The organism is Mesorhizobium sp. M0808 (assembly GCF_040320025.1).
GTDB lineage: Bacteria > Pseudomonadota > Alphaproteobacteria > Rhizobiales > Rhizobiaceae > Mesorhizobium.
This window is the reverse complement of the sequence record NZ_JAMYOX010000005.1, coordinates 197,214-218,676: the sequence shown is the minus strand read 5'-3', so window position 1 is coordinate 218,676 and position 21,463 is coordinate 197,214. Positions and strand designations below refer to the sequence as shown.

Sequence of the window (21,463 nt, the reverse complement as noted above, 5' to 3'; positions counted from 1 at the left end):
CCGGGGTTGGAGGTTGGAAATGTCCGCGCGTAGTGACTTGGTGCCGCTTCAACCGGGCGACCGTGCGCCAAACGTGGTACTCGACGCCATTACCCAGGAAGGCAAGATCGCGCTTGACGATTTTCGCGGCCAAAAACCGGTGCTGGTCGGCCTGTTTCGAGGTCTGCATTGCGCGTTTTGCCGGCGCCATATCGCCGCCCAGGCGCGGCTTGATCCGGAGCTGCGCGAAAAGGGCGTGGAGAGCCTGACGGTGGTCAACACGCCGATCGAACGGGCGCGTCTCTATTTCCGCTACCATCCGATGCCGAATCTGCTTGCGGCCTCCGATCCTGAACGCGCTTCACATCGTGCTTTTGGACTGCCCAATCTCGAATTCACCCAAAACGAGACGAACTGGCCGTACAAGGTCTCGATGGCAGCGGCAAAGGATATGCGGGTCGACATACCAGGCGAGTTGCCCGGTCCTATGGATCCTCTTGCGGCCAGCGAAATCCTCAACAAGAGGGACCATTACGAGCTGACCGAAGCCGACGAGCAGATGCTAGCAACGGGACACGGACAATTGGTCGGTCAGTTCCTGCTGGACCGGCAGGGGATCGTCCGCTGGAGCTTCACGGAGGTTCCAGAGGGTGGGCGATACATGTTTGGGGCGCCAAGCCCGCAGGAGCTGATGTCAGCCGTATCCCAAGTCGCCCAATAGACTTGCGAACGAGGTAAGCGGGCGGGACACCGAATAAAAAGCGGAACCAATTTGTTACAAATCTAGATACTGACAAGTTCACCGTTCATGCGAGCACGGCCTCGACTTTGCCAACAAAGTCATCGAGCAAGTGATCTCCGCGAATCTCGATGCGCGGAAGGTCGATGGGATCGCAATCGAGGTCCGCCGGCCCGTGTCTGCCGCCGAAGCCGATTCGATAGCCGCACTCCTTGGCCAGCCTGCCAAGCCGTCGGTCGGTGACAGAGAAGGGTGCCGCGAACGCCGTGGTTGGCCGACCGGTCCATCGTTCGATGAACATACGAGAGCGCAGGAGCTCGGCGGCCAAGTCAGAGCTCGACAGACCATCGATCGCGCGATGCGTCGCCAGATGGCTTCCGAAGAACGCACCTTCGCCGGCGAGGCGTCGCACCGTCCCGGCGTCCATAAGCTGCGTCGGCGGGCCGCTGTAGGCGTCCCATTGTGCGCTTTCACCCACCAGGTCCGTCACCAGGAACACTTCCGCGGTCAGGTCGTTCGTGCGCAAGGCCGGCCAGGCATGGTCGGCAAAGTTCTGGAAGCCGTCATCGAACGTGATGAGCACTGGGCGGCCAACGAAAGGCTGACGGTTGACGATGAACCATTCCAGCTGCTCGGACCTAATCGCGTGAAAGCCATTGGCGCGCAGCCATGCCATTTGGCTGGCGAATGCGGCGGGCGCGAGCCGAAAACGGGCGAGCGCGGCCGGACCATCATCGGCGACGCTGTGATACATGAGGACGGGGATACGCTGCCGCCGCTCGCTACGTGCCACGTCGCGACGCAAGGCCCGCGCCCCGCCCCAGACGATATTTCGCGCGACCCCGATTTCAACGGGTGCGCGGATTGGCACATGATCTACCATCGGTTCCGTCGCCACGTCGCCTGGTGACAAGCGGCGGAAGCGGTCTATGCGGTAGAGCTCGGTCTGGATCGATTGCTCGAGGACGAGGCCGTCGGTCGCTGCCAGCGTCTCTGAGATCGCTTGTGCACCGAATGTGTTCCAGTCGAAGCCCGTCCTTCCAACATTGTCTCGTAGCACGAATGCGTGTGCGCTGATGAAACTGCCGCCAGGCGCCAACGCCTCAATGAGTTTTTTGGCGATGCGCCGCACATCGGCGAGATCATCCAGGTAGTAGAGCACTTCCGAACACACGATCAGATCCATTTCGCCCGGCAGCGTGTCCGCAGAGAAATCCAGTACGCCGAACTCAACATTCGGCTGATCGCTGCATCGCGCGCGCGCCCGTCCGACGGCTACGGCGGAGATGTCAGTTGCGGTCAAATGGCCCACGCGCGGCGCCAGCTGCCGCGTGAAGTGGCCCTCCGCGCAGGCCAGCTCAAGCGCCCGTCCGATGGGACCGGCAGGCAGAATTTCGAGCTGCCGCTCATATTTTTCCTGCTCATAGGGCGAACCGTAGTTCCAGGGATCCTCGGTCGCGAAATGGCGATTCCAGAAAGATGTGCGATCATTGTCGCGCCCATCCGCGGCCCGTGCACGGCGCGGCGCTGTAAAAGGCTCTTTAGTTTCGGCGCTCGACCGAACCAGCGCCTGCGCTTCCGCGGCCAATCCCGCGAGTTTGCCGAAATGGCTGTCCCGATCAGACCGGCGTCCCGCCATGGACAACAATACCTCGGCTGCAAACATGTTTGACTTGTCGGCACCGGCGCCCTTTTGCGGTGCATCTACAGGCGATCGCCTCGCAAGTCGCGCGGCACTGTGCATAGGCCGCTCAGGGGGCACGAAATTCAGGATCAATTCAATCCAATGACGCCTTGTCACTCTCCCGAGTACGCCGAACTGCACGAGAGCCTCGATCTGGCCATCCATCATCAGATGGGCATAGATTTGATCGATTCCTTCCGGCACTTCGATCGAGGCCGGATTTCGCGCGTCGACACGAATTCCAAGTGTCCGCGCCAGCCTGCGCGGCGCGGCAAGATCGTCGACATCGAGCAGCATTTGCTCAAAGTGATACTGCACGCGGCGAGCCGCGTCGGGATTATTCCAGACCTTGCCGAGTTCGATGATCAACTCGGTGAGGGAGCCGCCGAACCTGTCCCACCTGGCAGCCAATTGCGCTGGCACCGACAGGCTTCCTACCATAAGGCCATCGACGGCCACCTTGGCGATCTCACGCGCCCACTTACGTCCTGCCGGGAGCGTGCGCAGGGACTGCGGGTTGATCGAGCGCGAGCCGCAGCCGCAATCCGATGCGGCGTTCCACAACGCGAACCACGCGAGTGCTTCTGAAGCGGTGTGGCCGTTCGCGTCGGTCGCTCCATTGGCGTGAGCCGATGCCGGGTGTTTGACCCTGGGATCGGCGGAAAAGCCGCGGGCGATCACGATTTCCGCATCTGCCAGCACCTGCGTCGAATTGCGGCTGAGCGAGTTGGGGCTGACCCGATAAAAAGCGAGCGGCTCGTCGACCATCACCCAATTTTTGCCTAGACGTGCGAGGCGCTGCCACAGATCCCAGTCCTCGCAGGTGCGCAGCGACACGTCGAAACCGCCCAACTCGACAATTATCTCCCGATCGACCAGCAGCGCGTGAGTGCGGACGGCACACCGGCGGGCGAATGTTTCGAAGGGCTGGATCGCAACCTCCGTCGCGATGCTCGACGCCGTGAGTTCGCCATCGGGCATCACGCGTCGGGAACCGCAATAGGCAGCCACTGCATCGGGAGCGGATTTCAGTGCGGCCAGCATTTTGGCAAGGAAGCTGGCACCCACCCAATCGTCCGCATCCAGAAACATGAGCCAGTGGCCGCGCGCTGTCGACATCCCGCTATTGCGCGCGCCAGCGGCGCTATACGCGCAAGAGCTCAATGTCCGAAACCGGGCATCGTGCTCCACATAACCGGCGATGATCGCGGGGGTGCGGTCCGTGGAGGCGTCGTCGACGATGATCGCCTCCCAATCCACTATTTCCTGATCGAGAAGGCAATCGAGTGCGCGCGCCAGCGTTACCTCCGCGTTGTGCGCAGGAACCACGATTGAAACCAAGGGATTATGCGCCACGCCGTGTAACCCGCGCGTTGGTTCGAAGGTAGAACAAGAGTCCCGAAACATAGCCGGCGATTTCCTGCCAAAGGAAACGGTCCTCAGGGACGCTGCGTCCAAACATTCTCCTGCGAACTCTTCCGAGCCGCCGCGACGCCGCCATTGGGCTGCAGAGCGAGCTTGCTCCTGTCGTGCTACCGAAGTTGGAAGCCTGGCGCAGCATTCGCATCCGTGCCGCCGAGCTTGGGCGCCAGCTGTCGCAGATGCACGTCAAAGCCAAGCATGCCGCATACTCATGTCGATCCCCGGAGTCGGCGCCATGACCACAGGCGGCGGTCCCGGGCACCGTATGAGTGCAATAGCTATGGCAACCTGACGTCTTTTGCAATTGGGGGCGCAACAAATGCCGCCCACTGAAGCTTTGGTGTGAATGACTGCAGTTATTGGGACTGTCGCTCCCCTCCTATCGACCGAAACGCCTCGATTCCGAGGTGCATTCTCGAACAGCCATTCTCCGTGCGAAAGAAGACCTTCCTTCTACCGTTGGGGCCCGCATCGGAAGCTGATCGTCGCAGTATACAGCCGGGTGCGAGACGGTACGTGCACCGCCAGACCAGCTACTTTAGACACTTCTAATGAGTCTGCGCTACTTAATTGCGCTCCAGTAGCTATAGCCTGACATTGTATTACTCATTTCGATAGTAGATTGCGTCCAATGATCGATTAGATTAGCCGGTTATGGCTGCTATCACAAAGAGATGCGAGAGCGACATCAATCGGAACTCGTGCATTTGCTGCTAGTCCAAGAGATGTAAAAGGGAGGCACGAATTGGCTTAAGCCAAGAAGATTCCGGCTTGCGAGCCGGGTATTTTGCTGGCATGCTTGCTGGTTTCTGAGTGGTGCACTGTGGCAATTGTTCAAAGAAGGGGGCATAAAGATGGCCAAGGAATCTTCGAATACCGCTTCTTCAGCAAATAAAGCGGACGCAAATCTGATAAGTAATGCAGACGGAAGCGGGCTGACCTTCATGGCGGGCCAGGCTCGCGAGAGCGGGGCCCCCGGCGACGCTGTAGGTGTCGACAAGATACGTGATCTGCTGTTCGGCAACCAGATGCAGGACTATGACCGCCGCTTTTCCAAGCTTGAAGAACGGGTCTTGCAGCGCTTCAAGGATGTCGAATCCGAGGCCAAGCGCAATCTTGAAATGTACGAGTCAAATGCGAAGAAGCAGGTCGACTCGCTTGCGGCGCAATTGCGGAACGAAAAAGACGCGCGAGCCGACGCCGATAAGGAGATTGACCGGAATCTTCGCGAGCAAAATCAGGCGCTCGAAAAGCAGGTGCGCGCGTTGTCGGATCAGTTGAGCGAGCTTGAGCGGGAAGTTGCGGACCGGATAAATCGAAACGATCATTTGCTGCGTGAGGAAATCAAGCAAAAGAATGAAAGCATTCAGATGCTGATGGAGAAAATGTTTTCCGATCTTGGCAATGTCAAGACCGACCGAAATCTTTTGGCTGGCCTGTTTGTCGAGGTTGCAAAATGTCTAAATCAGGATCCCGTCGGCAGCAAGAACAACTCGGAGCGTACCTGGAAAGTGAGTTGATCGGAACTTGACGTCGACTGTCGACCCAATCAGCCTCCCTCAAAGAGCAGCTTCGAACGATACAGAGATTGATCGCGAGGCTCTGGCTCGCCTTTTGATCGAAATTGCCCGGAACGTTGATCCGGACTATCGTGCGCGTCTCGACGGAATCCCAACCACCGACCCTCGCATGGAAACGCTGCGCCAGTTGCTGGTCGGCCGCGAAATTTCGGAGCTTTCACGAGTTACGCACCTGCTCGACGAACCCGAGCAGCTTGCGGCTGCAGTGGGGAGCGTTCTCCCCCGTGCAGCCGCACGTGCGCCTCATGCGCAACTCGGAGAGGCCCTTGCGCCAGCTGTCGAGAGGGCCGTGCAACGGTCCATCCAGAAGAGCCCGCGTACGCTGACGGATATATTGTACCCGGTGTTTCTGCCGGCTATTCGCAAGTCGATCGGCGAAAAGATCGACCAGACCTTTCAATCGCTGAATGAAACTTTAAGACATATATTTACCTGGCATGGGCTCAAGTGGAGACTTGAAGCTTGGAGGACAGGAGCAAGCTTCTCAGAAGTTGTTCTTAAGCATTCTCTTGTCTATCGTGTGGAACATGTGTTTCTCATCAACCGCAATTCCGGGCTTTTGATAGCGCATGTAACTGCCGATAATGCAACTAGCGAAGACCCTCAACTCATTTCTTCGATGCTTAGTGCAATTCAAGATTTTGTAAAAGACTCATTTAACGAGAAAGAACAGAGTGGCCTGGACACTATTCGTTTCGGAGAGCTTCGTCTCTGGTCGGAAGTTGGACCGTTTGCGACCTTGGTTGCGGTGATCCGGGGAAATCCGCCGGAGGAATTACATGAAATAATTCGCGATGTATTGCTTCGCATCCATGATGAATGCTCACAGGCTCTAGAGCAGTTTGACGGCGACAGTTCGCAGTTGGCCGGCGTAGAGACGCAGTTGCAGACCTGCGTTGAACTGAAGCAGGAGGAATCAAACCAGGGATTTCCGTGGCTGGTAGTCGCTGCAGTCCTGCTGGTTTTGATTCCGGCAGGCGGTTGGTTCTTTCTTTCTTGGCAATCCGGGCAGCGCTGGCAGGCCTATGTGTCGCGACTGGGGACCCAGCCGGGCATCATCGTTGCCGAACAAAAGGTGCGCGATGGCCAATTCTATATTGCCGGCCTGAGAGACCCGCTTGCCGCCGACCCGCAGGCTCTGTTGGCCGGAACGCAGGTCGATCCCGCCCGCGTTCATTCGCAGTGGCAATTCTATCAGAGTCTTGATCCGGAGTTCGTGTTGAAGCGGCTAACGGCGTCGCTGGTTCCGCCGGATTCAGTACGACTTTCGATCGTCAATGATCGCATCGTTGCCGAGGGTGAGGCTCCCGACACCTGGATAGATCGGGCGCGCGCAGCGGCCCAACAACTTTCGGCAGGCGGACCGGAATTCGATATCTCCAGGGTTCGTGATGTGAGCCCCGAAGCACGCGCGGCGGAGCGCTGGCAGGCCTATGTGTCGCGACTGGAGGCCCAACCGGGAATCATCGTCGCCCAACAAACGGCGAGGGGCGGACATTTCTATATTTCCGGCCTGAGAGACCCGGAGGCCGCCGACCCGAAGGCTCTGCTGTCCGGAACAGGGGTCGATCCTGCTCGCGTTCATTCACAGTGGCAATTCTATCAGAGCCTTGATCCGAAGTTCGTCCTGAAGCGGCTGGTGGTGTCGCTGACCCCGCCGAAATCGGTTCGGCTTTCGATCGTCAATGATCGCATCGTTGCCGAGGGTGAGGCTCCCGACACCTGGATAGATCTCGCACGCGCAGCGGCCCGACAGCTTTCGGCAGGCGGACCGGAATTCGACATCTCCAAGGTTCGTGATGTGAGCCCCGAAGCACGCGCGGCGGAGCACTGGCAGACTTATGTGTCGCGACTGGAGGCCCAAGCGGGAATCATCGTCGCCCAACAAACGGCGAGGGGCGGACATTTCTATATTTCCGGCCTGAGAGACCCGCAGGCCGCCGACCCGAAGGCTCTGCTGTCCGGAACAGGGGTCGATCCTGCTCGCGTTCATTCACAGTGGCAATTCTATCAAAGCCTTGATCCGAAGTTCGTGGTGAAGCGGCTGATGGCGTCGCTGACTCCGCCGGATTCAGTACGGCTTTCGATCATCAAGGATCGCATCGTTGCCCAGGGTGAAGCTCCTGCCGCCTGGATAGATCGGGCGCGGGTCGCCGCCCAACAGCTGTCCGCGGACGGACTCTCTCTAGAAATCTCCGAGCTGCGTGAGTTGACCCCTCCGCAACTCACTCATTTGAGGGAGGCTATTCAAGCGGTCGACATTTTGTTCGATTCTGGCAAGGCTGTACCGGGACCAGAGCAACTGCCGGTTCTCGACAAATTGGCGAATCAGTTGAAGGAATTGGCCAAGGCCGCCCGCAAGGCAGGCGTAACAGCACAGTTCATGTTGACCGGCCATTCGGACGAGACGGGCCGTGAAACGGCCAAGTTGTCGATCAGCGCCGCGCGCGCGGAAACAGTTCGTGCGCTTCTCAAGAAGCGCGGCGTCGATCCGGAGTTGCTCTTGGTTCGCGGCGCGGGCACCTTTGAGCCAGCGGAGATTGAAAATAGCCGAACCGGGAACTCCGCCAACCGCAGAGTTTCGGTTACGGTAAACTTCCACTAGGCGGAGCCCAGGATATTGCAAAAGAAGATCTGCATGTTGGGCGGGTTCGCTGTCGGAAAGACCAGTCTGGTTCGCAGGTTTGTGCAAAGCATCTTTTCAGAAACCTACTTGACCACGGTGGGAGTGAAAATCGACAAGAAGAGCGTCGCATTCCCGGACAAAACCGTGGATCTGATTTTGTGGGATTTGGCCGGCGAAGACGATATCGGCTCATTCCGCGTCAGCTATGTGCGAGGTGCGAGTGGGCTCGTGCTTGTCGTCGATGGAACACGCGCTGCTACTCTTGCCGTGGCGCTCACGTTGCGCGAGCGGGCCGAGGCTGAATTCGGCGCTATGCCGTTTGTATTGCTGTTCAACAAATCCGATCTGGCCGATCGGTGGGCAATATCGGATAGTGAAATTGACGAACTGAGGCAACTTGGATGGCAAGTCTATCTAACAAGTGCGCTTTCGGGTGAGCATGTTGATGATGCGTTTCGTCAACTTGCTTCGATGGTCAGCAAATAAACCATGCACGTCTTGCCAAGAGAAGTTAAAAGCTGGATTTACGATTTCTTCTACAACGAGCGCTCGGTCGCATATCTGAAAATCGACGCCCAGCTTTGCATAGCTGCGAAGGGCGGTAACGTTAAACATTACGGACTCTCGTCAGTTCGCATAGGTAAGCCTGTTGCCGAGCAGCTTGAATTCATGGAAGGTTTGTTGCCCTGCCCGGAGCTTCCATATGATATGGCCATGGTCGAACTTCCCAGCGGGCGTGTCGCGGACCTCCATCTTTTTGCTGACAATGCCTGCGTGTGGCTGCTCTTTCTTGACGCCAATGCCGAACGCGACAATAGGCAGCGGCTTCAACAGAAGGCTTATGAAATGACGCTCCTGCAAGAGAGGGAGCGTCAACTCAACGAGAAATTACAATCGATGAACGAGGCGTTGAGGGCGAGCCAAGAGGGATTGTCGCGTGAATACCAGCGCGCCGAAGCCCTGCTCCTCAACATTCTTCCGGCGTCTATCGCGGAGCGGCTAAAAGCGCACGAAGAAATTGCAGACAACTACGCAGAGGTGAGTGTGCTTTTTGCCGACATCGTCGGTTTTACGGAAAGAGCGCGGAACGTCGGAGCCGTGACGACGCTCGCTATTTTAAATTACTTCTTCAAAGCGGCGGATCTGCTCTCGGAGCGATACGGCTGCGAAAAGATCAAGACAATCGGCGATTGTGTGATGGTGGTCGCTGGCCTGCCCGCCGCGCGATCCGATCATGCGGAAGCCCTTGCGCACTATGCGCTTGAACTGCGGAAGGCGGTTAAGCTCGAACGCTTCGCAGGAGAACCGATAAGACTCAGAATTGGAATTCACTCAGGACCAATCGTGGCGGGCGTCATAGGCAAAAGGCGGTTTGCCTATGACCTATGGGGCGACACCGTTAATCTCGCCGCACGTATCCAAACGTCCGCGGAGCCCGATGAAATCCGTATTTCGGATGCAACTCATCAACTGCTTGGACCAAATTTTGCTTGCGACCCGCTCGAGGAAACGGAATTGCGTGGTACAGGTCGTGTGCGAATGTGGCGGCTCCCGGCCTGATTTGCCGCATGGCAGTGCCGACCCGGAAGCGCATTGCATCTCAAGCAACATCATGGTTTCGAATGTCCGCAGCGGTGCGCGAAGCAGTTGACCACCGAGCGACCGCCAAAGGTCTGTCCTGGTCAACTCAGGAAATCAGTTCCTGAGATTTAACGTCGATGCCCAGTTCATAGAACGGCCGGAGGCCTGGGCCGAGGTCGGAATGCCCTGCCCCCGCGGCTAAATAAACACCGCCAAGTACCCGGCGCAACGGTCTGGCTCGGAACGATGACGTCTTGCACCGCAACATCGGTTTCTTCAAGGTAGGGCAACAACGGACATAGATGTCGTTGCTCGCCGATCTGACCGGAAGGTTAACAGCACGATGCCACTCATGACTCGACGATTGGGAGCCAGGAACCTGGCGCGCCCGGCACGGCGCCTCGGAGACCTGACTGCGATGTTTGCCCTGATTGCCAGGCCGCTCGTCTTTGGGATCGCCCTTTTGTTGGCTGGTCAGGCGCAGGCGCAGGCGCCGGCGACCGTCCCGCCTGAAAGGGTCAAACAGTTGTTCGAGCTTCTCGACGATCCGTCAGTGAAGGCCTGGGTGGCCGAACAGCGAAATCAGGACGCCGGGTCAACGGGAGCGCCCGCCGAGAGAGGGGCTTCGCCGACCGACGCATCGTCCGGCGCCGTGGCCGCACCAGGCCAGATGAATACGATGGCATCCTCGACGCTCGATGGAATCAGGCATCATATCGAAAGAATCGTGCGAACTTTGCCCTTGCTGCCAGGCCAGTTCGCGCGCGTTCGGGCAGAGACGATGGAGGATATGTCCAGCAAGGGGCCTGCCGGCGTATTTGTGCTGATTGCAATGTTCATCGCTGCCGGCCTGGCACTCACTTGGGCAACGTTCAAGCTCACCCGTCCATTTCGTCTTTGGATTATCGCGCAACCGAAGGATACGCCCGTTGGGCGAGCCAAGAAGATTGGTGGCCGCCTGCTTTATTCCAGCATGCTGATAGTCTCTTTCGCACTGGGCAGCGCCGGCGCGTTCATGTTGTTCGACTGGCCGATGCTTATCCGCGAGATTGTACTGACATTTCTGATGGCGGCAGTCGTTACATGGGGTGTGCGCATGTACGTCATGGCGATGCTCGTCCCTTCCTTCATGAACGTCGAGAACGCCGTCGAGGTTCGTGCTTTGCCGATCACCAACGAAGCGGCTGACCATTGGTCCTATTGGCTACCCCGGATCGTCGGCGTCTTCGCCTTCTTCGGCGCCGCGTTTATCCTCTTGCCAGGTCTCGGCATCGATCAGGACGGAATGATGGTCCTGTCACTGGGCGCCGATTTCGTGCTGCTGTTGCTCCTGCTGCTCGCCATTTGGCGTCGGCCAAGAACGCAGCGAGACGGTGCGCGCCACATCGGTCACACGGAAGCGACATGGCTATTGACTGCTTATTTCGTCGTCCTGTTCCTGCAGCGTATCGCCGGCCTTTATACATACTTCTGGTTCACCTTCGCCGCATTCTTCCTGCCTTTGGCAATCGTGGTGACGCAGCGCGGGGTTAATTTCGTTCTGCGGCCAGGTTCGGAAGATGTCGGCCGGCCCACGATCCCGGCGGTGACGATCGCTGTCATCGATCGCGGAATCCGAATGATTTTCATCCTGGCGGCGGCTTACCTTCTCGCACGTGTCTGGGGTCTGGACATGCAATCCATGCGGGACAGCGATACGACGACGACGTTCATATTGCGCGGCTTGATCAATGTCGTGGTCATTGCCCTCGCCGCCGACTTCGGCTGGTCGATCATCAAAGCTTTGATCGAACGAAAGCTGGGCATCGAAACACCGCACCCTGTGATCAGCGACGAGGACGTCCCGATCCTCGATCCGCAGCAGGCGCGGCTGCACACGCTCTTGCCGATCCTCCAGAATATTCTGCTCGCATCGATCATCGTGATGGCGGTGCTTATGATGCTCGCCTCGCTGGGTATCCAGATCGGCCCATTGATCGCCGGCGCTGGCGTCGTCGGCGTCGCCGTGGGCTTTGGGGCACAAACCATTGTCAAGGACGTCATTTCAGGCGTGTTTTTTCTGCTCGATGATGCGTTCCGTGTTGGCGAATACATTTCATCGGGCAATTACAAGGGTACTGTGGAAAGCTTTTCGCTGCGCTCGGTGAAGCTGCGCCACCATCGTGGTCCGCTGTTCACGATACCTTTCGGTGAACTCGGGGCAGTCCAGAACCAGAGCCGTGACTGGGTTATCGACAAATTCAACATCACCGTTGGTTATGACACTGATATCGACTTCGCTCGCAAGCTGATCAAGCGGATCGGCCTCGAACTGGCGGAAGATCCCGAGTTCAAACACTGGGTGCTCGACCCGATCAAGATGCAGGGCGTACAGGAGTTCGGCGAATACGGCATCGTATTGAGGGTCAAGGCCACAACCAAGCCGGGAGGCGCCTTCGGTATGAAACGCAAATTCTATGTACGCCTCCGCCAGGTCTTCAAGGAGCAGGGCATCGAACTCCCATTTCCGACCGTCCAGGTCCAGGGGCTACAGAACCAACATGGGGCAGAGAATGCACCGTTGGAGATCACGCCCGAGTTGAAAATGGCCGTCGCGCAGTCGCACACTATTCGGCGCAGAAAAAAAGCTAGCACAACGGAATAGAAAAGCTGCGACACCTGCTGGTCACAGTGCGGCTTTCCGCGCATCGCCCATGGCAGGGACACTCTTTTCGCCACGTAAGCAAAAGGCGCCCCGAAAGGCGCCTCTTAATCGCTTGGTTCCCCTCAAGGAAACTGGAGCGGGTGAAGCGATTCGAACGCTCGACCCCAACCTTGGCAAGGTTGTGCTCTACCCCTGAGCTACACCCGCTCGCGCGGCTTTTGGGCCGCAAGCCGCGCCTATATGGCTGAAGAGCGCGGCGATTGCAACAGGGAATTCGCAGGCTTTTTGCTTCGTCGGCAATGCGAACAAGCCTCCTGCGAGACGTCGCAAGGCAATCGCCCCCGCGTTGCGCGACGGGCTTGTCTTGGCAGCATCATTGGCCGTAAACGGCGTTAGTCGAACAAGCAGTTGAAAGCGGGCCATCAGAAGAAAGACCGATGCCGAAGACCGAAGCCGAACTTTTCGCCTTTCTCGCCGGACTCGGGATCGAAGTATCGACGCGGCGGCATCCGCCGCTGTTCACGGTCGCCGATTCGCAGGCGCTGCGCGGCGAGATTGCCGGCGGCCATACCAAGAACCTGTTCCTCAAGGACAAGAAGGACAATTTCTTCCTGGTCAGCGTCGGCGAGGAGGCGGTGGTCGATCTCAAGCATATACACCATCTGATCGGCGCTGCCGGGCGCGTGTCCTTCGGCCGGCCGGAGATGCTGATGGAGCTTCTCGGCGTCGTCCCGGGCGCGGTCACGGTGTTCGGGCTGATCAACGACACCGAGCGAAGGATCAAGGTCGTGTTGGACGAGGTGCTGATGAGCCATGCGGTGGTCAATGCCCACCCGCTGACCAACGAAGCGACGACTTCCATCGCTGCCGCGGACCTGGTCAAATTCGTCGAGGCAACCGGACATGATGCTGTTATCTTGAAAGTCTCGGCATGATCGCCACATGGGTGACTGAAACCGGGTTCTAAAGAAGGATGTTGCGCCCGTCCCTTGGCCGGCGGCGCGACCGAAAGGCGACGAGATGAGTGATAGCAACCCCTTTGGCGGCCCATTTGGCAGCAATGGCGGCCGGTATGCCACCACCGTGCAATATGGCGGCACCGATGCCGCGCGTGAGAAGGTCGCGCTTGCGGAGGCGCCGGCCGACGTAATCAAGGACACAACGACCGCTGGATTTGCCGCCGACGTGATCCAGGAATCGCGTCACCAGCCGGTGCTGGTCGATTTCTGGGCGCCGTGGTGCGGCCCTTGCAAGCAATTGACGCCGCTGCTGGAGAAGGCGGTGAAAGCCGCCGGTGGCAAGGTCAAGCTGGTCAAGATGAATATCGACGACCATCCATCGATCGCCGGCCAGCTTGGCATCCAGTCGATACCGGCGGTCATTGCCTTCAAGGACGGCCAGCCGGTCGACGGCTTCATGGGCGCCATTCCCGAGAGCCAGATCACGCAATTCATCCAGAAGGTCGGCGGCAAGAACGGCGGTGCGCCGCAACTTGCCGAGGCGCTGGCCGCGGCCGCCGAAGCGCGCGACACCGGGGACGTGCAGACGGCGGCCGACATTTACGATGCCATCCTGGAACAGGCGCCGGAGACGATCGAGGCGATCGCTGGCTTGGGCGACCTGCTGTTCGAGGCCGGCGATGCCGAAGGTGCCGAGGCGGTGCTGGCGCGGGCGCCGGAAGCAAAGAAGGATGCGCCCCAGCTCGCCGCGCTGCGGGCCAAGATGGCGCTCGCCGCGCAAGCAGCAGTGCTCGGCAATCCGGCGGAACTGGAACGGCGGCTGGCCGAAAATCCCGGGGATCACCAGGCACGGTTCGAGCTTGCCATGATCCAGAACGCCAAGGGTGATCGCATGGCGGCGGCCGACAATCTGCTGGCGATCATCAAGGCCGACCGCTCGTGGAACGACGACGGCGCCAGAACCCAGTTGCTGCAGCTCTTCGAGGCATGGGGCATGACCGACGAAGCAACGCTGTCGGCACGGCGCAAACTGTCGTCGCTGCTGTTTTCCTGAGCCGGCGCAGACTGTTTTGTCGCGCGGGCTTGCGGTGGGCCGCGGCTGCGCCAGATTAGGTTTTCGGATGGCGTTCGATTTCAGGTTTCCGGTGTTGCGCCTTGTGCCGGCCGGGAGGAGACGGATTTGGTGCGCTTCCTGACAAAGCGATCGGAGGATTGAGGTGCAGGCGGGAAACGCGCATTACCGGCTCGCTGCGGACTTACCGTCGACCATGCCGATCTTTCCGCTTGAGGGCGCATTGCTGCTGCCGGGAGGCCGCATGCCGCTCAACATCTTCGAGCCGCGCTATCTGCAGATGGTCGACGAGGCGATCGCCGGGCCGCGGCTGATCGGCATGATCCAGCCCAGCCTTGACGGTGCGCTGCGTCCCGACGGCGAGCCGGAGCTCTGCAATGTCGGCTGCGCCGGGCGCATCATTGCGCTGTCCGAGAGCGGCGACGGCCGTTACCTGATTTCGCTGCAGGGCGTGTGCCGGTTCCGTATTGTACAGGAGCTCACGGTCAAAACACCCTTCCGGCAGTGCCGGTTGGCACCCTTTCTCGCCGATCTCGACGAGGAGCAGGCAGACGCCGAGATCGACCGGCCGGCGCTGCTCAAAGCGTTTCGCGCCTATCTGCAGGCTAACGATCTGGAGGCCGACTGGGAAAGCGTCAGCCGCGCCGAAAACGCCATGCTGGTCAACGCACTGTCGATGATGGCGCCCTACGGGCCGGCCGAGAAACAGGCGCTGCTCGAAGCGGCCGATCTGAAGACACGCGCCGAGACCCTGATCGCCATCACCGAAATGGCGCTGGCGCGCGACAATGAGGATTTCGGTTCGAGTTTGCAGTAGGTTCTTGCCTTCTCCCCTTGTGGGAGAAGGTGGATCGGCGCGCAGCGCCGAGACGGTTGAGGGGTACTGGACGGAGTGCCGTCGGTGCCAAGCTGGAACACCCCTCATCCGACCGAACTTCGCTCGGCCACCTTCTCCCACAAGGGGAGAAGGAAGTTCGCGCTCGAAACCTTAACCCGATTGCCCTGTGGAAGGACAAACCAAATGGCGGATGGACGTGACGGGAACAGGACTGTCGACCCCAAGCTGCTGGAACTCTTGGCCTGCCCGCTGACCAAGGGGCCGCTTGCCTGGGATCCGGAGCGCGGCGAGCTTATCTCGCGGGTGGCAAAGCTTGCCTATCCGGTGCGGGACGGCATTCCGATCATGCTGCCATCGGAAGCGCGTGTCATCACCATAGATGATGCCATGCCACCGCCGCCGCGCCTGGGTGGAACGCCCTGAGTGCTGCGGTTCAGAGCCGCTCCGTCGCGATCTTTCGCGCCTCTATTGAAAATTGCGCCCTTTGGGCATGACCTTCTCTGCCTTTCCCAGTAGTTCCGTTTGCGCGATGCTGCCAGGCTGAGCCTCGTCTGCACTGCTCGACAGTCTGTCCGCAGGCCTTGCCTGCTCAAGCAGCACCGACAGCCACGGCGTCAGATCCTCGACCTTCTCGGCGACGATATGGATGACGTCCGATTCCGATTGCAACTTGCCGGTGACGCGGATGAGACGCGCGCCCATGACGATGGGGCGGAAGCGGTCAAAAGTCCTTTCCCAGAAAATAATGTTGGCGACCGCATTCTCGTCTTCCAGCGTCAGGAAAATCGCCTTGCCATTGCCCGGCCGCTGCCGCACCAGCACGAGGCCGGCGACCGAAACGCGCCGGCCGTCCCGCACCTGGCCGAGCCGCACATTGGGCGTGACGCCGGAACGATCCAGCCTTTGACGCAGGAAGGCGACCGGGTGCGCCTTCAGCGACAGGCCAAGCGAGCGGTAGTCGTGGACGACGTGCTCGCCGAGCGGCATTGTCGGGAGCCTGGTTGCAGGCTCCAGATCGCGCAAGCGGATCGCCGGCTGGTCGAACAGCGGCAGCTTTTCGGCGGCACTCTTGCCGTCGAGCGCGCGGACCGCCCATAGAGCGTCGCGACGGTTCAATCCAAGCGACCGGAAAGCGTCGGCCTGCGCCAGTTTTTCGATCTCGTCGACGTTGAGGCCCGAGCGCAGCCAGACGTCGCGTACGGATGCATAGCCGGCGCCGCGCCTCGACACAAACGCTTCCATGCGCTCCTTCGACAGGCCCTTGACCTGGCGAAAGCCGAGCCGGACGGCATGGCTGGTCCGGATGACGCCGCGCATCTGGGCATGGCGGTCAAGGATACGATCCGGATCGAAAGGCGATTTCTCCAAGGCGCAATCCCAGCCGGAAAAATTGACGTCGACCTCGCGGATCTCGACGCCGTGGTCATGCGCGTCGCGGACAAGCTGGGCCGGCTGGTAAAACCCCATCGGCTGGGAATTCAGGATCGCGGCGCAGAACACGTCGGGATAGAAGGTCTTGAACCAGCAGGAGGCATAGACCAGCAGGGCGAAGGAGGCGGCGTGGCTCTCGGGAAAGCCGTATTCGCCAAAACCCTCGATCTGCTTGAAGCAGCGCTCGGCGAAGTCTTTTTCGTAGCCCTTGGCGACCATGCCGTCGACCATTCTCTTGCGGTAATTGCCGATCGTGCCGGTGCGCTTGAATGTCGCCATGGCGCGGCGCAGTTCATCGGCCTCGCCCGGCCTGAAGCCGCCAGCAACGATGGCGATCTTCATCGCCTGCTCCTGGAACAGCGGCACGCCCAGCGTCCTGCCGAGTATTTTTTCCAGTTCCGGCTTGGGATATTCGGGTTTTTCCTTGCCTTGCCGGCGGCGCAGATAAGGGTGGACCATGTCGCCTTGGATCGGGCCGGGCCGCACGATCGCCACCTCGATGACGAGGTCGTAAAAGCTTTTCGGCCGCAGCCGCGGCAGCATCGACATCTGCGCGCGCGATTCGATCTGGAAGACGCCGATCGTGTCGGCACGGCAGATCATGTCGTAGACATGCTTGTCCTCGGCAGGCAGAGTGGCCAGCACATAGGGCAGGCCGTACTCGTCCCGCGCCTGCGGATAATGATCCTGGAGCAGGGTGAAGGCGCGCTGCAGGCAGGTCAGCATGCCGAGCGCCAGCACGTCCACTTTAAGGATTTTCACCGCGTCGAGATCGTCCTTGTCCCACTCGACCATCTTGCGCTCGTCCATCGCCGTCTTGACGATGGGCACGATCTCGTCGAGCCGGTCCCGGGTGATGACGAAACCGCCGACATGCTGCGACAAATGACGGGGAAAGCCCATGATCTCGTTGGCGCATTCGATTACATGCCTTGTCGATGGATCGGTCTGATCGAGGCCGCCGGCCTTTGTCTCCTTTTCGCCGAGCTCCGAGGTCGACCAGCCCCAGATCGAACTGGACAGCGCGCCCCGGACGTCGTCCGACAGGCCCATCGCCTTGGCCACTTCGCGCATCGCCGAGCGGCCCCGGTAGCTGACGACGGCGGCGGCCAGCGCGGTGCGCTTGGTGCTGTATTTGGAATAGATGTACTGGATGACCTCCTCGCGCTTTTCATGCTCGAAATCGACGTCGATGTCGGGCGGCTCGTTTCTTTCCTCGGAAATGAAGCGCTCGAAAAGCGTTTCGATCTTGTCCGGGCCGACTTCGGTGATGCCAATGCAGAAGCAGACGATCGAGTTGGCGGCAGAGCCGCGCCCCTGGCAGAGAATGTTCTGGCTGCGGGCGAATTTGACGATGTCGTGGACAGTCAGGAAATAGCGCGCGTAGTTCAGGCGCTCGATCAGAGCGAGCTCCTCCTCGATGCGCTGCGTCACAAAAGCGGGCACGCCCGAGGGGTAGCGGATGGCGGCTCCCTCCTTGGCCAGCCTTTCCAGTTCGGCCTGCGGCCCAAGACCCGATTCCGTCGGCTCGTCGGGATAGTTGTATTGCAGGTCACTGAGCGAGAAGGTCAGCTCGCCGGCAAAACGCAGCGTTTCCGCCAGCGCTTGCGGATGCCTGCGGAAAAGCCGTGCCATCTCCAGCGGCGGCTTTAAGTGACGCTCGGCATTGGCCGCCAGCTCCAGCCCCACCTCGGCGACAGGCACATTGAGGCGGATCGCCGTCAGCACGTCCTGCAGCGGGCGCCGTTCCGACGTATGGTAGAGAACATCGTTGGTCGCCATCAACGGGATGCCGGCCAGCTCCGCCATCGCCGCCGCCTGCTCGATACGGAAGCGGTCGTTGCCGCGGTAATCCGGCGAAACCGCAAGCCGCAGGTTTTCACCGAAACGATCCCTGAGCCGGCTAAGGAGTGCGTGGCTGGTTTCCGCGTCCGCCGACACATCCGGCAGTATGGCGAGCGACAGGAGATCGCCCCATTCGAGAAGATCGCTCTGTTTGAGGAGCGTCGCCCCTTTTTCGTTCTCGTCACGCAGATTGGCCTGCGTCAGCATGCGGCAGAGATGACCCCAACCCTTGCGATCCTGCGGGTAGGCGAGGATGTCCGGCGTGCCGTCGCAAAAAACCAGGCGGCAGCCGGGATGATAGGAAGCACCCTCCACCTTGGCCTGCTGCCAGGCGCGCACCACGCCCGCCACCGTGTTGCGGTCGGCGAGACCGATCGCCGAAAACCCCAGGAATTTTGCCGCGACCACCAGCTCCTCCGGTTTCGAGGCACCGCGCAGAAACGAGAAGTTCGACTGGATGCCGAATTCGGCATAGGGAATGGCCGTCAGCGCATTCATGCGAAGATCCCATGCATGAACCAGCGCGGCGAAGGCAGCGAGGCGCCGTAAAGACCCTGGCGGTAGAGCCAGTAACGGCGGCCGTCGGCATCCTCGATGCGGAAATAATCCCGGGTTGGCTCATCTTCTCGTCCCGGCGCCCCTCGCCACCATTCCGGCGCGATGCGCTCCGGCCCTTCGGCGCGCGCGACCCGGTAGAGCGCGCGCCGCCAGCGGAAGTTCAAAGGCGGGCCTTCCGGCATTTCGGTGGCCGGCACCTCGATCGGCTCGGGCGAACGGAAAAGCCGGATCGGCCGTTCCGGCTGGAAGACGGTCGTGGGAGCATCCTTCACCTTGTCCGGCTGCTTCGGCGGCGAGCTTCTCTGCGGCGCCTCCGTGAAGGGGAGGGTGGCGACGGCGCGCTCCGGCAGATGGCTCTCGACGGCGACCGGCTTCAAGACCGCGCCTTCGCCGAGCCGGGCGCGAATGCGGTCGGCAAAAAGCGCGATATCGGCGCCGTCGTCGCTCGTTTCGCCGGCAAGGTCGGCCTGCTGCATATCGAAGGCGGCGGCGGTCAGCACCGAGAGGCGCACGAGATCGAAGCCATAGCCGGCGTCGATATCCTGTTCGAGCGCGGCAAGCCGTTCGTGGAACAATTTCTGGATCAGCAGCGGCTCACGCAAGGGCCGCGAGGTGCCGACGGCGATGCGGCTGACGCCGCCATCGACGCGGAAAAGCAGCAGCGCCAGCCGCCTTGCGCCCTCGCCGCGACGCTCGAGGTCGCTCTTCAAGGTGGTCGCCAGCATGCCGGTCAGCCGCTCGATGTCTTCGGTCAGCATGATCGGCTCGGCAAGGTGACGCTCGACCGAAAGCGGTGCCACCGGCAGGCGCGGCGACACGGCCTCCTCGAGGCGGCCAAGCGCCTGGTCGAGGCGCAAGAGCAGCGATGCGCCGAAGCGGCGGGCCAGCGGCGCGCGCGGTGCCGCCATGACGGCGCCCGCCGTGCGCAGGCCGACGCTTTCGAGGCTGGCGCGTACCTCCGGGTCGATGCGCAGCGCCGCCAGCGGCAAGGGCGCGAGAAGCGCTTCCTCCTCACCATCGGGCACGATGCGGTCGCCAGCAAACCGCGCCGCCGCCCAGGCAGCACCAGGCGTGGCGGCAAGCCCGGCGCGGACATCGAAGCCCTGATGGAAAAAACGCGACAGGATATCGTCCAGCATCGAGCGTTCGCCGCCGAAAAGATGGGTGCAGCCGGTGACGTCGAGATAGAGGCCGTCGGTCCCGTCAAGCGCCACCAGCGGGGTATAGCGGTCGCACCAGTCGGCGAGGCCTTCGAGCAGGCGCCGGTCGGCCTCCGGATCGGCCTCCACGATGTCGATCGAGGGATGCATGGCGCGTGCGTCGGCTATGCCCATGCCGCGCTTCAGATTAAGCGCCTCGGCCCGCTCGTCGAGGGCGGCGATGCGCTGGGCGTTCCGGTCGCGGTGACTGATCACCAGCGGCAGGTGATCCGACGGCCGGGAACGCCAGGACCGCCCCAGACGCTGCCGCAGGATCCTCTCGGCGGCGAGATGCGGAAACCACAGGGATAGGAGTCTTTGGCCGTTCTGGGGCCCATTCCTGAGACCTTCCTTGCTCGCCCCGTCTTTCTTCGAATATGCGTTCATCGGGGTTCCACTCCAGTGTGAATTTTCCGGGCAAGGCCGTGCGGCTCTTGCCGATGGCGACGGTGAAGGCGGGTCGGCCGATCGAGCCGGCGAGCGGCCCGGCAAGCGTCTTACGCGTTGCCGCCGGTGCCGCCGACAGGATGAGGCGGACGGGCGCTGCCGTCGGTTCGGGCTCGCCGGCCTGGCGCAGCAGGAACAGCGGCCGGCCCGCACTCTGCGCGCGGGCGTGCAGCCGCCGCGTCGCGGTGAGGTCAAGCCGCTGCGGGCTGCCGCGGATTTCGAGGATGACGGCGGCCAGCGCCGTCATCCGGGCAGCCTCCTCGGCGATCCACAGCGCATCGAGCAGCCTTGGCGCCTCGGAAAACAGCAATTGCTCCGGCTCGATGCCGAAGAAGGCGTGAAGCCCCCTGGCATAGGGAAAGCCGGCCTCGCGGAAAACCTCGGATGTGCCGATCCACAGCACCGGCAATCGCGGCCCCTGGCTGAGGATCAGGCTGACGAGCGACAAGGCAAAACCGGCAACGGCCCCGGCATCGCGGGTCGCGGCGCCATGAAACTCGCTCACCGCCGCCTTCGGCAGGCCGCCGCTCAGCGCAGCATCGAGGCGCTCGGCGCCGGTGCGCAAAAACGCATCGGGCGGCGCCACGGCGAGGCCGCGCCGGACAATGGTCAGATTCCGAGCGGGTGTCGGATGCCGAGAGGGTGTCAGACTCTGACGAGAGACATCCGCGTCAAACGACGAACTGGCCGGCGCCTCCAGGCGCTCGGGCAAGGTCCCTTCGATCTTCGCGATCTGGCGGCGCAGGGCAAAAACAGTCTCCCGCGCCACGGCGCTTGTCGCCATGACGGTCAGCTTCCACTCACAATTGTTCCTGTTATGTTCCCTAGAATTCCAGAGGCCGGCCAAAGAGTCAAGCGG

At 60.9% G+C, this 21,463-nt stretch carries 14 protein-coding genes, 1 tRNA gene and 1 pseudogene; 11 read left to right on the top strand and 5 right to left on the bottom strand.

What is annotated here, in order from left to right; translation table 11 throughout:
* Nucleotides 1–19 precede the first annotated feature (19 nt).
* Nucleotides 20–700, top strand: a complete 681-nt coding sequence (locus NKI25_RS09940) for a redoxin domain-containing protein (RefSeq protein WP_023675975.1) — start codon at nucleotides 20–22, stop codon at nucleotides 698–700.
* Nucleotides 701–785: 85 nt separating this feature from the next.
* On the opposite strand, the gene NKI25_RS09935 is transcribed toward NKI25_RS09940, so the two are convergent.
* A complete protein-coding gene (locus tag NKI25_RS09935; protein ID WP_352594341.1) occupies nucleotides 786–3,758 on the bottom strand; it encodes a trifunctional glycosyltransferase/class I SAM-dependent methyltransferase/polysaccharide deacetylase in 2,973 nt (990 codons plus the stop codon).
* A gap of 161 nt (nucleotides 3,759–3,919) precedes the next feature.
* Here NKI25_RS09935 and NKI25_RS09930 point away from each other — a divergent pair.
* The 6 genes and pseudogenes from NKI25_RS09930 to NKI25_RS09905 all read left to right on the top strand — a co-directional run.
* Nucleotides 3,920–4,065, top strand: a pseudogene (locus NKI25_RS09930) (IS110 family transposase); the annotation flags it as partial.
* A 613-nt stretch (nucleotides 4,066–4,678) separates the two neighbouring features.
* Nucleotides 4,679–5,344: a DUF3450 domain-containing protein gene (locus tag NKI25_RS09925; RefSeq protein WP_031211579.1), complete on the top strand. Its 666-nt coding sequence runs from the start codon at nucleotides 4,679–4,681 to the stop codon at nucleotides 5,342–5,344.
* Between the two features lie 94 nt (nucleotides 5,345–5,438).
* Nucleotides 5,439–8,009 (top strand): OmpA family protein, encoded by a 2,571-nt coding sequence (locus tag NKI25_RS09920; protein WP_352594342.1) that lies wholly within the window; start codon nucleotides 5,439–5,441, stop codon nucleotides 8,007–8,009.
* 15 nt (nucleotides 8,010–8,024) lie between these two features.
* Nucleotides 8,025–8,516 (top strand): Rab family GTPase, encoded by a 492-nt coding sequence (locus NKI25_RS09915; protein ID WP_245274668.1) that lies wholly within the window; start codon nucleotides 8,025–8,027, stop codon nucleotides 8,514–8,516.
* A 3-nt stretch (nucleotides 8,517–8,519) separates the two neighbouring features.
* The gene (locus NKI25_RS09910; RefSeq protein WP_023675981.1) at nucleotides 8,520–9,590 is read left to right on the top strand and encodes an adenylate/guanylate cyclase domain-containing protein; all 1,071 of its coding nucleotides are present in this window, start codon (nucleotides 8,520–8,522) and stop codon (nucleotides 9,588–9,590) included.
* Between the two features lie 439 nt (nucleotides 9,591–10,029).
* Entirely contained in the window at nucleotides 10,030–12,255 is a 2,226-nt protein-coding gene (locus NKI25_RS09905; protein ID WP_023675982.1) for a mechanosensitive ion channel family protein, read from the top strand.
* A 132-nt stretch (nucleotides 12,256–12,387) separates the two neighbouring features.
* On the opposite strand, the gene NKI25_RS09900 is transcribed toward NKI25_RS09905, so the two are convergent.
* Nucleotides 12,388–12,462 (bottom strand) — tRNA-Gly (locus tag NKI25_RS09900).
* A gap of 230 nt (nucleotides 12,463–12,692) precedes the next feature.
* On the opposite strand from NKI25_RS09900, the gene NKI25_RS09895 reads away from it, so the two are divergent.
* The 4 genes from NKI25_RS09895 to NKI25_RS09880 all read left to right on the top strand — a co-directional run bounded on the left by NKI25_RS09895 (nucleotide 12,693) and on the right by NKI25_RS09880 (nucleotide 15,547).
* On the top strand, nucleotides 12,693–13,190 hold the full coding sequence (locus NKI25_RS09895) for a prolyl-tRNA synthetase associated domain-containing protein (protein WP_023675983.1): 498 nt from the start codon (nucleotides 12,693–12,695) through the stop codon (nucleotides 13,188–13,190).
* 85 nt (nucleotides 13,191–13,275) lie between these two features.
* Nucleotides 13,276–14,268 carry a thioredoxin gene (gene trxA, locus NKI25_RS09890; protein WP_352594344.1) on the top strand — a complete coding sequence of 331 codons (993 nt, stop codon included), beginning with the start codon at nucleotides 13,276–13,278 and terminating at the stop codon, nucleotides 14,266–14,268.
* Nucleotides 14,269–14,431: 163 nt separating this feature from the next.
* On the top strand, nucleotides 14,432–15,103 hold the full coding sequence (locus NKI25_RS09885; RefSeq protein WP_023675985.1) for an LON peptidase substrate-binding domain-containing protein: 672 nt from the start codon (nucleotides 14,432–14,434) through the stop codon (nucleotides 15,101–15,103).
* A gap of 204 nt (nucleotides 15,104–15,307) precedes the next feature.
* A complete protein-coding gene (locus tag NKI25_RS09880; protein WP_023675986.1) occupies nucleotides 15,308–15,547 on the top strand; it encodes a Trm112 family protein in 240 nt (79 codons plus the stop codon).
* A 42-nt stretch (nucleotides 15,548–15,589) separates the two neighbouring features.
* On the opposite strand, the gene NKI25_RS09875 is transcribed toward NKI25_RS09880, so the two are convergent.
* Genes NKI25_RS09875 through NKI25_RS09865 form a run of 3 tightly spaced genes read right to left on the bottom strand, consistent with a single transcriptional unit; the run spans nucleotide 15,590 to nucleotide 21,388 of the window.
* Nucleotides 15,590–18,898: an error-prone DNA polymerase gene (locus NKI25_RS09875; protein ID WP_352594345.1), complete on the bottom strand. Its 3,309-nt coding sequence runs from the start codon at nucleotides 18,896–18,898 to the stop codon at nucleotides 15,590–15,592.
* Complete coding sequence (locus tag NKI25_RS09870) at nucleotides 18,895–20,373, bottom strand: DUF6504 family protein (RefSeq protein ID WP_352594346.1); 1,479 nt, start codon at nucleotides 20,371–20,373, stop codon at nucleotides 18,895–18,897. Before NKI25_RS09870 ends, NKI25_RS09875 begins: the two co-directional genes overlap by 4 nt.
* Nucleotides 20,306–21,388: an ImuA family protein gene (locus tag NKI25_RS09865; protein ID WP_352594347.1), complete on the bottom strand. Its 1,083-nt coding sequence runs from the start codon at nucleotides 21,386–21,388 to the stop codon at nucleotides 20,306–20,308. The genes NKI25_RS09870 and NKI25_RS09865 overlap by 68 nt, the downstream gene beginning before the upstream one ends.
* Between the last annotated feature and the right edge of the window lie 75 nt (nucleotides 21,389–21,463).